This window comes from Paenibacillus roseus, from assembly GCF_016424485.1.
In the GTDB taxonomy this organism is placed as follows: domain Bacteria; phylum Bacillota; class Bacilli; order Paenibacillales; family Paenibacillaceae; genus Paenibacillus_D; species Paenibacillus_D roseus.
In genome coordinates, this window is record NZ_JAELUP010000103.1 from 229,405 (window position 1) to 241,872 (window position 12,468).

General features: G+C 51.0%; 13 protein-coding genes. All 13 read left to right on the top strand.

Going from position 1 to position 12,468, the window contains the following annotated elements:
- Positions 1 to 41 precede the first annotated feature (41 nt).
- The 13 genes from JFN88_RS17925 (at position 42) to JFN88_RS17985 (ending at position 12,268) form a co-directional block, all read left to right on the top strand.
- Complete coding sequence (locus JFN88_RS17925) at positions 42 to 530, top strand: N-acetyltransferase (RefSeq protein ID WP_233168015.1); 489 nt, start codon at positions 42 to 44, stop codon at positions 528 to 530.
- Positions 531 to 659: 129 nt separating this feature from the next.
- Entirely contained in the window at positions 660 to 1,685 is a 1,026-nt protein-coding gene (hrcA, locus tag JFN88_RS17930) for a heat-inducible transcriptional repressor HrcA (protein ID WP_199020667.1), read from the top strand.
- 57 nt (positions 1,686 to 1,742) lie between these two features.
- Positions 1,743 to 2,327, top strand: a complete 585-nt coding sequence (grpE, locus tag JFN88_RS17935) for a nucleotide exchange factor GrpE (RefSeq protein WP_199020668.1) — start codon at positions 1,743 to 1,745, stop codon at positions 2,325 to 2,327.
- 30 nt (positions 2,328 to 2,357) lie between these two features.
- Complete coding sequence (gene dnaK, locus JFN88_RS17940; protein WP_199020669.1) at positions 2,358 to 4,190, top strand: molecular chaperone DnaK; 1,833 nt, start codon at positions 2,358 to 2,360, stop codon at positions 4,188 to 4,190.
- A gap of 116 nt (positions 4,191 to 4,306) precedes the next feature.
- Complete coding sequence (gene dnaJ, locus JFN88_RS17945; protein ID WP_199020670.1) at positions 4,307 to 5,428, top strand: molecular chaperone DnaJ; 1,122 nt, start codon at positions 4,307 to 4,309, stop codon at positions 5,426 to 5,428.
- A gap of 160 nt (positions 5,429 to 5,588) precedes the next feature.
- Complete coding sequence (locus JFN88_RS17950; RefSeq protein WP_199020671.1) at positions 5,589 to 5,735, top strand: YfhD family protein; 147 nt, start codon at positions 5,589 to 5,591, stop codon at positions 5,733 to 5,735.
- Entirely contained in the window at positions 5,732 to 5,944 is a 213-nt protein-coding gene (locus JFN88_RS17955) for a hypothetical protein (protein ID WP_199020672.1), read from the top strand. Before JFN88_RS17950 ends, JFN88_RS17955 begins: the two co-directional genes overlap by 4 nt.
- 253 nt (positions 5,945 to 6,197) lie before the next feature.
- Positions 6,198 to 7,184 carry a 50S ribosomal protein L11 methyltransferase gene (gene prmA, locus JFN88_RS17960; protein WP_199020673.1) on the top strand — a complete coding sequence of 329 codons (987 nt, stop codon included), beginning with the start codon at positions 6,198 to 6,200 and terminating at the stop codon, positions 7,182 to 7,184.
- A gap of 3 nt (positions 7,185 to 7,187) precedes the next feature.
- Positions 7,188 to 7,904, top strand: a complete 717-nt coding sequence (locus JFN88_RS17965; RefSeq protein WP_199020674.1) for a site-2 protease family protein — start codon at positions 7,188 to 7,190, stop codon at positions 7,902 to 7,904.
- A 72-nt stretch (positions 7,905 to 7,976) separates the two neighbouring features.
- A complete protein-coding gene (locus JFN88_RS17970; protein ID WP_199020675.1) occupies positions 7,977 to 8,750 on the top strand; it encodes an RsmE family RNA methyltransferase in 774 nt (257 codons plus the stop codon).
- Between the two features lie 5 nt (positions 8,751 to 8,755).
- Positions 8,756 to 10,102 (top strand): tRNA (N(6)-L-threonylcarbamoyladenosine(37)-C(2))-methylthiotransferase MtaB, encoded by a 1,347-nt coding sequence (gene mtaB / locus JFN88_RS17975; RefSeq protein WP_199020676.1) that lies wholly within the window; start codon positions 8,756 to 8,758, stop codon positions 10,100 to 10,102.
- Positions 10,103 to 10,444: 342 nt separating this feature from the next.
- A complete protein-coding gene (locus tag JFN88_RS17980) occupies positions 10,445 to 10,870 on the top strand; it encodes an NUDIX hydrolase (RefSeq protein WP_199020677.1) in 426 nt (141 codons plus the stop codon).
- A gap of 42 nt (positions 10,871 to 10,912) precedes the next feature.
- The gene (locus tag JFN88_RS17985; RefSeq protein ID WP_233168017.1) at positions 10,913 to 12,268 is read left to right on the top strand and encodes a class I SAM-dependent rRNA methyltransferase; all 1,356 of its coding nucleotides are present in this window, start codon (positions 10,913 to 10,915) and stop codon (positions 12,266 to 12,268) included.
- Positions 12,269 to 12,468: the final 200 nt, after the last annotated feature.

The following is a 12,468-nucleotide window of genomic DNA, read 5'->3' on the forward strand; positions in this document are numbered from 1 at the left end:
TTATTCATATTGTTATTGTTTATAGAAGGAAGGCGAAGCGGATGTCCATACAGTCGGGAGAAGCGATGCAGACGGTTATCTGCAGAAAAGCAACAGAAACAGATGTAGATGAACTATACGAACTTATCGAAGGTTATGCCCAAAAGGGGATTATGCTTCCGAGGTCGCGCCAGGCGCTCTCCAGACTTATTGACACGTTCGTGGTGGCGGAACTGGATGAACAGATTGTAGGCTGCGGCTCCTTGTTCAAGTTGGGAAGCGATTTGGTCGAAATTCGTTCGCTTGGCATCACGGAAGGTCATAAGGGGATGGGCATTGGCAGCAAGCTGATCAGCAAGCTGTTGGAAGAAGCGAAGCGACAGGGACTGCCTAAAGTTATGGCGTTAACATATGAAGTAGCGTTTTTCATTAAGAACGGCTTTCATGTTGTAGAGAAAGAAATTTTTCCCGAGAAGGTCTGGACGGATTGCGTTCATTGCCCCAAGCAGGAACGCTGTGATGAAATTGCTGTGCTCAAAATACTGAACTGACTTGACAACGCTCAAGTTGGTTTGGTATTTTTGTATTAACGATTAGCACTCTACGCTAATGAGTGCTAACGAAGTGAACGAGATTGCCGCTTCACAGTTTGATCCAGATGAATGACGGGAGGGGTTCCATTGCTGACTGAGAGACAGAGAATGATTTTGAATGCCATCGTGGATGACTACATCCGTTCAGCGGAACCTGTCGGCTCGCGGAGCATTTCCAAGCGGGGCGGCGTGGGCTTTAGTCCGGCGACGATTCGCAATGAGATGGCGGACTTGGAGGAGCTTGGTTTCCTTGAGCAGCCGCATACCTCCGCGGGACGCGTGCCTTCAACGAAGGGCTACCGCTATTATGTCGATCATCTTGTCAAGCTGGGAGAGGTAAGCGAGCATGAGTTGGAGCGTATCCGACATTTTCTGGCGGATAAGATGAATCAGATGGAGCAGGTCATTCAACATGCGGCCACGATATTGTCCAATTTGACGAATTATACTTCGATTGTACTTGGCCCGGAGACCTTCAATACTTCCTTGAAGCATTTCCAGCTTGTCCCGCTCAATGAGAATACGGCAGTAGCCATTATTGTCACCAACACGGGACATGTTGAGAACCGAACGGTCTCCATTCCGAGCGGCGTTGATATGTCCGAGATCGAGAAAGTGACGAGAATTTTGAATGAAAAGCTGGTTGGAGTTCCATTTTCCCGCCTTCGCTCCCGATTATATTCTGAAGTTGGTCAAGAACTGGGCAGATATGTGGGCCATTATGAGGAGTTTCTTGATATATTGGGTAATGTGCTGATAGCGGGTGAGCAGGAACATCGAGTCTTTGTCAGCGGGACTTCAAATATGCTGGTTCAACCTGAATTCAAGGATGTTGAGAAAGTGAAGACGCTGCTTGAGCTGTTCGATGAACAGCCGGCGCTGATCAAGCTCGTATCTGCGACTCCCGGTATTCAGGTAAAGATCGGTTCAGAGAATGACCATGAAGCCATTAACAATTGCAGTTTGATTACTGCAACTTATTCCATAGACGGCCAGTCGCTTGGCACCATCGGTATTTTGGGCCCGACCCGCATGGAGTACGGCAAGGTGATCAGCCTGCTGGATGTGATTTCCAAGGACGTGGCTTTACTGTACGGCAAGTGGTATAAGTAAGGCTGCCTTGACTCGTGTTGACAGCAAGCTGGATTATTTTAAGGAGGTGAAGCATTCGTGAGCACGAATAAAGAAACGTTCAACGAGCAACAAGAACAAGCTGAAATTACGAATGAAGAATTGGATGCAACCGCACAGGCGGCTGATGTTATAGATGAAGTGGAAGTAGAAGAGCCTTTAGCTGAAGAGGTTGATCCGCGCATTGCTGCATTGCAAAAGCAGGCCGATGACAATCATCAGCGTCTTTTGCGCGTTCAGGCTGACTATGACAATTTCCGCCGCCGCACTCAAAAGGAGAAGGAAGAGCTTGCCCAGTACGCTTCCATGAAGCTGATTACTGAACTGCTGCCTATCATTGACAACTTTGAGCGCGCCGTTTCCGCCTCCAAGGATTCCGACGACAAAGATTCCTTCATCAAGGGTGTTGACATGATCTTCCGTCAATTCGACCAGCTTCTCCAGCAGGAGGGCTTGAAGCCGATGGAGACGGTAGGCCAGCCGTTCAACCCTGATTTCCACCAGGCGATTATGCAAGTGGAGTCTGAGGAATATGAGGAAGGCATTGTGGTTGAAGAAATTCAAAAAGGCTATACACTCAAAGAAAAAGTATTGCGTCCAGCAATGGTTAAAGTAAGCGGCTAAACATATACAAATACACAAGGAGGAGCTTTAATGAGTAAAGTAATCGGTATTGACCTTGGAACAACGAATTCATGCGTAGCGGTTATGGAAGGCGGAGAAGCCGTCGTTATCCCTAACCCGGAAGGAAACCGTACAACACCATCGGTTGTAGGCTTTAAGAAAGACGGAGAGCGTATTGTCGGGGAGTCTGCAAAACGTCAGGCGATCACTAACCCGGACCGTACAGTAATTTCCATTAAACGCCATATGGGTAGCAGTTACAAAGAAAAAATTGATGACAAGGAATTTTCCCCACAAGAAATTTCCGCGATTATCTTGCAAAAGCTAAAATCAGATGCAGAAGCTTATCTGGGCCAGACTGTAACCCAGGCTGTAATCACCGTTCCAGCTTATTTCAATGACAGTCAACGTCAAGCAACCAAGGATGCAGGTAAAATTGCCGGTCTGGAAGTGCTGCGTATCGTGAATGAACCGACAGCTGCGGCGCTTGCATACGGTCTGGAGAAGTCCGAAGACCAAACGATCCTCGTTTATGACCTGGGCGGCGGTACATTTGACGTTTCGATCCTAGAACTGGGTGACGGCTTCTTCGAAGTTAAAGCAACCAGCGGCGACAACAAGTTGGGCGGCGACGACTTTGACCAAGTCATTATCGATCATCTGGTTTCCGAATTCAAAAAAGAGCACGGCAATGATCTTTCCAAAGACAAAGCGGCTGTTCAGCGTTTGAAAGATGCAGCGGAAAAGGCGAAAAAAGAGCTGTCCGGCGTTCTGACAACAACGATTTCCCTGCCATTCATTACGATGGTAGACGGGGTGCCTCAGCACTTGGAGACGAACCTGACCCGCGCGAAATTCGAAGAGCTGGCTGCTCCGCTTGTGGAGCGCACGCTTGGCCCGACTCGTCAGGCGCTTAGCGATTCCGGCTTGAGCACAAGCCAAATCGACAAAATCGTTCTGGTAGGCGGATCGACCCGTATCCCTGCGGTACAGGAAGCGATCAAGAAGCTGACCGGCAAAGAGCCTCACAAAGGCGTTAACCCGGATGAAGTGGTAGCGCTGGGCGCAGCGGTTCAAGCTGGCGTTCTGACAGGAGATGTCAAGGATGTCGTATTGCTCGACGTTACTCCGTTGTCTCTCGGTATCGAGACTGCAGGCGGCGTATTTACGAAGATGATCGACCGCAATACAACAATCCCGACAAGCAAATCTCAGGTGTACTCCACCTACGCAGATAACCAAACCAGCGTAGAAATTCACGTTTTGCAAGGCGAGCGCCAAATGGCGAACGGCAACAAAACGCTTGGACGGTTCATGCTGGGTGACATTCCTCCGGCTCCGCGGGGCATTCCGCAAATCGAAGTTACCTTCGATATCGATGCCAACGGTATCGTTAACGTATCCGCGCTGGATAAAGGAACAGGCAAAAGCCAAAAAATCACGATCACATCTTCCAGCGGTTTGAGCGATGAAGAAATCGACCGCATGATGAAAGATGCTGAGCTGAATGCAGAGGAAGATCGCAAGCGCCGCGAACTGGTTGAGGCGAAGAACAACGCAGATCAACTTGTATATACGGTAGAGAAAACAATCAAAGACCTTGGAGAGAAGGCTGATGCCGGTGAGGTTGAAAAAGCCAATGCTGCGAAAGAAAAACTGAAAGCAGCGATTGGAACGGACAATCTCGAGGAAATCAATGCCGCTACCGAAGAACTGACTCAAATCGTGCAGCAGCTTTCCGTGAAGCTCTATGAGCAAGCGCAAGCTGGCCAGGCGGATCAAGGCGGGGAAGCCGGCGGACAAACCAAAGGAAAAGATAATGTAGTTGATGCCGACTATGAGGTTGTAGACGACAAAAAATAATGCATTAGCTTAACCAGCCATTACAACATGCAAGGTCAAAGTCAGGCTCGGCTTGACTTTGACCTTCGTTGCGGATGGGGTTTTGATGGGGCATGATTCATTGGGGGTGACTTTGATTGGCGGAGAAACGGGATTATTATGAAGTGCTGGGGCTTGGCAAGAGCGCCTCGGAGGATGATATCAAGAAATCATACCGGAAATTGGCTAGGCAGTACCATCCGGATGTTAACAAAGAGGCGGACGCCGAACAGAAGTTCAAGGAAGTCAAAGAAGCTTATGATGTACTAAGCGATGAGCAAAAGCGGGCGACCTATGACCGCTTCGGACATGTTGATCCGAATCAAGGCTTCGGCGGCGGAGCCGGGGGCGCTGATTTTGGCGGCTTTGGCGATATCTTCGATATGTTCTTTGGCGGTGGCGGTGGACGCCGTGACCCTAATGCGCCGCAGCGCGGTAATGACTTGCAGTATACGATGACGATCGAGTTCAAGGAAGCCGTGTTCGGCAAGGAGACAGACATCCAGATTCCTCGTACGGAATCCTGTGATACTTGTCACGGTTCGGGAGCCAAACCCGGCACTCAACCGGAAACTTGTGGCGTCTGTCACGGCAGCGGGCAGCAGGAGGTCGTTCAGAATACCCCGTTTGGCCGTATTGTGAACCGTCGTGCCTGTACGAACTGCTCCGGTACGGGGAAAGTGATTAAGGAACGTTGTACGACCTGTCATGGCGCAGGCAAAGTGAAGAAGCAACGCAAAATTCATGTGAAAATTCCGGCTGGCGTAGATGAGGGCGCTCAAATTCGCTTGTCCGGAGAGGGAGAAGCCGGGCTTCGCGGAGGTCCTTCCGGTGACTTATACATCGTTATTCGGGTAAAATCCCATGAGTTTTTCGAGCGTGATGGTGACGATATTTACTGCGATTATCCACTGACATTTGCTCAAGCCGCACTTGGAGATGAAATTGAAATTCCAACCTTAACCGAGAAGGTTAAACTCAAAATTCCGGCTGGTACGCAAACGGGGACTTACTTCCGTCTCAAAGGGAAAGGTGTGCCGAAACTGCGCGGTTATGGACAGGGTGACCAGCATGTCAAAGTAACAGTAGTAACCCCGACCAAGCTGACGGAGGAGCAAAAGGAACTGCTGCGCCAACTCTCCGGTTCGCAAGGGGAAGTGCCGCAGGAGCATCACGAATCCATTTTTGATCGGATGAAAAAGGCATTCCGCGGTGAATAATTTTAAAGTGATACGGTCAATTTCCAGTAAAACGGGCGGAGCATATTCCGCCCGTTTTTGTTTACACTAGGATGATGGCAACGCTTCGCTGCAAAGCTGCAAGCGGTCAGGGAGGAGTTCCGGCATGAAGAGACATTCTTGATGTCTGGAGGAGATCATTATGGCGCAATATTACAAGCAGAATGAAAAAAGCAAGCTTCCGATCGGCAAAAACGAAGATATTGAGTTTTCCGAGGAGCAAGCGGATTTGGCAGACCTGAAAGCCCGCGAACGGGCGGCGGAAGCTGATCGCAGGGCAGAGCAATGATGACGGAGATCAGAGCCACCTTCCCTGCGCGAGCGGAAGCCAAGGAGGCGGAACAGAAGCTTCAGGCGCTGCGGGTAAGCGGCTTGTCCAGCGCAGAGGACGGCTTGTCCTTTACGGCTTCCGTCACACCGGAGCTGATCGACCGGGCGCTCTATCTAATTGAGCAGACCGGTGGAGAAGCGCAGCAATCCGTTCTTGAGCAGTCTTAATAGAAGACGGCTGTTGCAGCAATCGGTGAGCGGGAAATATTCTATAACAGGCGTCTGTCCAGCAAAAGGCGGCTTTTTGTATCCGATGGTTAATCGGGACAAGGAGCCGTCTTTTTGAAATACCATTTTGTACATAGAGGGCTTCTGTTGTAAAATATATAAACGGAAGTCGGGTAGCCAGAGTGTGAAAGGATTCTGGAGAAGCGAAGCGGCCGCCTTTATGGGCTGGAAGTTACTAGAGGAGGAAATTGATTTGAAATGGAATGAAATTACAATTTCGACTTCTGAACAGTCGATTGAAATGATTACGAATTTTTTGCATGAGCTGGATGCAGACGGGGTATCGATTGAGGAATCAGGTTCTCTGAACCGCAAACGGGATACCTCTTTCGGACAATGGTACGACCAACCGCTTAATGATATTCCCGAAGGCGAAGCTGAAATCAAGGGTTATTTCCTGGAGGGGACAGATATGGCGGCGCTGGAGCAGCAGCTTCGCGTTTCGATTGACCAGCTTCGAGAGTTCGGTATTGAACCGGGAGAATACAAGATTTCTACGGCGATAGTGGACGAGGAAGACTGGGCGGAGGCGTGGAAGCAGTATTTCAAGCCGCTGCGTGTATCGGACCGTCTGACGATCAAGCCAACATGGGAGAACTATGAGCCGGGCGAAGGCGAGCAGATTATTGAGCTTGATCCGGGTATGGCTTTCGGTACCGGAACACACCCGACGACTGCCCTGTGCCTGCGGACGCTGGAGAAAGTTATTCAGGGCGGGGAGTCAGTAATTGATGTAGGAACCGGATCAGGCATTCTCGCGATCGGGGCCTGTCAACTGGGAGCCGACCGCGTGCTGGCGCTGGATCTGGACCCGGTAGCGGTAGCCAGTGCGACTGAGAACACTCAACTGAACCACCTGGAGGATCGCATTCAGGTGCATCTCAGCGATCTTCTTGGCGTGCTGAATGCAGAGCAGACGGGAACGGAAACGGCGTCAAAACTGAATGTTACGGTTCCGGTTGATTTGGTCGTCGCCAACATTTTGGCGGAAATTATTTTGCTCTTTACCGATGATGTCTATGCGGCGCTCAAGCCAGGCGGTATTTATATAGCGTCCGGTATTTACATGAACAAGGAAGATGTAGTGGATCAAGGCTTGCGCGCAGCAGGATTTGAAGTTGTGGAGATTCATCGTGAAGATAACTGGATGGCGTTTGTAGCCCGCAAGCCTTTAGGGTAGCCTATGGAATTTTTGGAGAAACTGACATGGTATCCGTTGGCGGATCTGCCCTTTATCGTCCTTGTTCTGATGATCGCTTTTTCCGTTCATGAATTCGCCCATGCGTATGCGGCATACAAGTTCGGGGATATGACCGCCTATAACCAAGGGAGGGTAACGCTTGACCCGCGTTCCCATCTTGATATTGTCGGGACACTGCTTATTTTGATCGCCGGGTTTGGATGGGCGAGGCCGGTTCCCGTCAATCGGGGCCACTTCAAGCATCCGCGCATCATGGGAATTATCGTCTCGGCAGCCGGACCGCTTAGCAATCTGTTGCTTGCCGTAATCGGCATCCTGATCGTTTATGTGCTGAACCAGGCAGAATGGCTGTATACGGATCATGCCGGCGTTACGAAGGCGGTCATCCATTTTCTCTATTATCTGATTTTGATGAATACGATGCTGTTTTTATTCAATCTGATTCCGCTGCCGCCGCTTGACGGCTATCGGATTATTCAGGATATGCTGCCCCAGCGTCAGCGCATTCGATTGGAGCAGCATGAGCAATGGGGCATGTTCATCTTTCTCTTGATCGTATTTATCCCGCAGCTTCGAATGTATACGCTTGATCCGCTGTTTTCCCTATCGGTGCCGATTCGCGCTTTCATTCAGTCGCTGATGGAGCTGGTGTTCGCCCCTGTGGACTGGAAGAGGTTTGTAATTGCGTTTTTACGTTAATTTAGATGTGGCATATGCGGGATAAAACGTGTATGATGAAGTTTGAACTTCAACGAATGAGGGATTGGCGACATGCAGCGATATTTTATTGCGCCCGAGCAATTCGGACAACATACAGTAACGATTACCGGCGATGACGCGCATCATTTGCTGAAAGTGATGCGTATGAAGGCCGGCGATGAAATTGTCGTGTGCGACGGCTTGGGTCGATCGGTACACGCGTGTCTTACTACCCTAGTGGCAGGAACGGCCGAAGCGGATATTATAGCGGAGATCGGGCGGGGCGGCGAGCCTTTGTGGAAGGTAACGGTAGCGCAGAGTTTGCCGAAAGGGGACAAGCTTGAGACCGTTATCCAGAAATGCACGGAGATTGGGGCAGCCGCCTTCGTACCGTTCCAGTCGCTTCGCAGCATCGTGCAATATGACGGGAAGAAGGAAGAGAAGCGCCAGCAGCGATGGGCGAAGATCGCTAAGGAAGCCGCCGAGCAGTCGCATCGCAGCATCATCCCCGATGTGAGCCAGGTTATGAGCTGGAAGCAGCTTTTGCTGCGGATGGCCGATTATGACCTGGTGCTGTTTTGCTATGAGAAGGAGGGCGCTGCATCAGGCGGCGGCATAGCCGATGTGCTTGCATCATTTCGACATACGCATGACAGCGGACGGGAAGCAGCGATTTTGCTTGTTGTAGGACCGGAAGGCGGGTTTACTGCGCAGGAGGCTGATGAAGCGTTAGCCAGCGGCGCGAAGCTGGCCGGACTCGGTCCGAGAATTTTGAGAACAGAGACGGCTGCAATGGTCGGCCTGACCTGTCTCATGTACGAATCCAAAGAGATGGGAGGAGCATGAAGACCATGCCATCTGTAGCTTTTTACACACTGGGCTGTAAAGTCAACTTTTATGATACGGAGGCCATCTGGCAGCTGTTTAAAAATGAAGGGTACGAGCAGGTTGATTTTGAAGCGACCGCTGACGTCTACCTGATCAATACATGTACGGTAACCAATACGGGCGATAAGAAAAGCCGCCAAATTATCCGTCGCGCAATTCGGCGCAATCCGGATGCAATTATTGCAGTCACCGGTTGCTATGCCCAAACTTCGCCGGCTGAGATTATGGCGATCCCTGGGGTCGACCTCGTTATCGGAACACAGGACCGCGAGAAGCTGATGGGCTTTATTGAGCAAATTCAAAATGAGCGCAAGCCTGTCAATGCCGTGCGCAACATTATGAAAACCCGCCAGTTCGAGGAACTGGATGTACCGGATTTTGCCGAACGCACTCGCGCATTCCTGAAAATCCAGGAGGGCTGCAACAATTTCTGCACATTTTGCATTATTCCGTGGTCCCGCGGGTTATCCCGCAGCCGGGAAGCTGCCAGCGTCATTAATCAGGCGAAGCAGCTCGTTGCGGCAGGCTACAAGGAAATCGTGCTGACAGGTATTCATACCGGCGGGTATGGCGACGATCTGGAGAATTATCGCCTATCCGACCTGCTGGAGGACCTGGACAAGATTGACGGCCTTGAGCGTATTCGCATCAGCTCTATTGAGGCAAGCCAAATCGATGAGAAGATGATCGAAGTGCTGAACCGTTCGGATAAAATGTGTCATCATCTGCATATTCCGCTTCAAGCCGGAAATGATGAGGTATTGAAACGGATGCGCCGCAAATATACAACTGCTGAGTTCGCCGAGAAAATCAGGCTTCTACATGAGGCTATGCCCGGCGTAGCGATAACGACGGATGTCATCGTCGGTTTCCCTGGCGAGACGGAGGAGATGTTTCAGGAAGGCTACCGCTTCATGGAGGAGCTGGGCTTTGCAGAAATGCACGTCTTCCCGTATTCCAAGCGGACAGGCACTCCGGCTGCGCGGATGGAGGATCAGGTGGATGAAGAAGTCAAGAATGAGCGTGTGCATCAACTGATCGACTTGTCGGAGCGGATGCAGCTTGCTTACGCAGAGCAGTTCGTAGGCCAGGTGCTGGACGTCATTCCGGAACGCGATTATAAGGGGGCGCCGGGTACGGGCTTTGTCATGGGCTATTCCGGCAACTATTTGCAAATTGTATTCGAAGGGTCCGAATCGCTGGTCGGCCAGCTTTGCCGCGTAAAGGTGACCGAGGCAGGCGTGAATGAATGCCGCGGACAGCTTGTACGTGTGCTTGAAGCTTCCAATCCGCTGGCGAAAGCGCAATAGGTGATGCCCGGGGATTTTGCAAGGATAAGGATTTTTCTGAAATTCCGGCATATATATATAAGTTGAACAAAAGAAACGAAAGTGGGGTAGCCGAAGTGTGAAAGGATTATGGAGAAGCGAAGCGCTCGCCTTTGTTCCCGGATTTCCTCTTCTCTAACGATTCATTCAAGAAGTCTGGGAACAACAGCGATCGGAAGAACCTTTCACACGCAGGCCTTGCCTGACATTCATTCGCTCAACTTATATAGAAAGCAGCGAGGATTTTATCGGAGTGTGCGCCCCAGCGGCGAACAGCGATAAAATCCTTGTTGCGCATAAGATATAGGAAACGAGGGGCGACTCATGTTGGAAATTTCAGCAGGCGGTGTGGTATACCAGCGCTTGAACAATGAACTGCAGGTTCAGCTTATTCAGGACCGCTATGGTAAAATTTCACTTCCTAAAGGCAAAATGGAGGCCGGGGAGACGATTGAGGAGACCGCGCTTCGTGAAATCGTTGAAGAGACTGGACTGATTGGGAAAATCATCGCTCCAATTGATCAGATTAAATATCGCTATCATCACGATACCAAAGGAACTGTCGATAAAGAGGTGCATTATTATCTGGTAGAGGCGATAGGCGGAGAACTGCAAGCCCAGGTTGAGGAAATCCGGGGCGTAGAGTGGTTCGCTCCTGAGGAAGCCTGGCGGCGTCAGACACAATCCGGCTATGACAATAATGACCGTATACTGGCCGGCGCGCTGAAGCTGCTTGGGGTCCAGGTCTAACATAGAAGGGATAGGGATTCAAAAGTGAGAGCGCAGATTAGATTGACAAAAAATCGCAAGCCGCGGCTGGAGCAAGGACATCCATGGATATACGAAAGTGAGATTGACCGCCTTGAAGGAGCGGCTGAGCCAGGCGGGCTGGTTGATGTAACCGATCATAAAGGCCGCTATTTGGCGACTGGCTACTGGAATGAGCAGTCTCAGATAAGGGTGAGAATTGTCGCCTATCAACCGATTGAAGCGATGGATCGGGAGTTCTTTGTACAGCGGCTCCAACGCTGCAAAGCGCATCGGGAGCGTTTTGCAGAGGAGGCGCGGGATTGCCGTCTCGTATATGGCGAGGCGGATTTTTTGCCTGGGCTGACAGTAGACCGCTTTGGCGATGTACTTGTGGTGCAAATTTTGACGTTTGGGCTGGAGGTTCGCCGCGAGGAACTGGTCTCTGCGCTCGTTGAAGTATTTGCGCCTGGCGGAATCTATGAGCGAAGTGATGTTGGCGTGCGGAGACTGGAAGGGCTCGAAGAGCGTAGGGGGGTTCTCTATGGGGACTGCCCGCGGCTGATTGAGATTACCGAAAACGGCCTCAAGCTGGAAGTAGATATTGTGCAAGGTCAGAAAACCGGCTATTTCTATGATCAGAGGGAAAACCGGTCGGCAATCCAGCCGCTCATGACCGGATGGGGCATTCGCAGCGGCATTCGCCTGCAAAAGGTTGGAGGAGTGGGAGACGGCCAATCTGTTCCCGTGAACGCCAATGGAAAAGTAGTCTCCTTCCCGTATTGGGACGGGGCTACGGTGCTGGAGTGCTTCGCCCATACCGGCAGCTTCACGCTGCATGCCTGCAAATACGGGGCGAAGAAGGTCACCTGCCTTGACGTCTCTGAACACGCGATTGAAACAGCCAGGCGCAACGTCGAGCGCAACGGATTCGCCGATCGGGTGGAATTTGTGGTGGCCGATGCGTTTGAATACTTGCGCACTCAGGCCAGAGGGCTGGATGAGCGCAAAGCTCGCGGCGCGGAGGGCGTCAAGACGGACACGTCCAAGCCGCTTGGCGAAGCAGGCCGTACATTTGATGTGGTCATTCTGGACCCGCCTGCATTTGCCAAGACCAAATCGGCGGTTAGCGGCGCTGTCCGCGGCTACAAGGATATTAACCTGCAAGGATTAAAGCTGGTGAATGAAGGCGGCTATCTGGTTACGGCCAGCTGTTCCTATCATATGCGCCCGGAACTTTTCCTGGAGACGATTCAGGCAGCAGCTGCCGATGCGGGGAAACTGCTGCGTCTAATCGAATGGCGTGCCGCAGGCAAGGATCATCCGCAACTGCTCGGCGTGAGCGAAGGCCACTATTTGAAATATGCGATTTTCGAGGTTTATAGCAAAGACAAGCTATAGCAGCGGACTTGGGGGACAAACCCCGGCTGTTTCAGCCGGGTGGATTCAAAATATAAGAATTTATAAGTTTTTCTGTATAAAATAGCTTATATTTCATTACGAAACGAAGTTTATGCCCGTCAAAAGACGGCAAAGCCGTTTACGCTTGGCAAGCACAGAATTCGGGACTAATGAGGGGAGGCGAGATGCCTCCTCTTTTT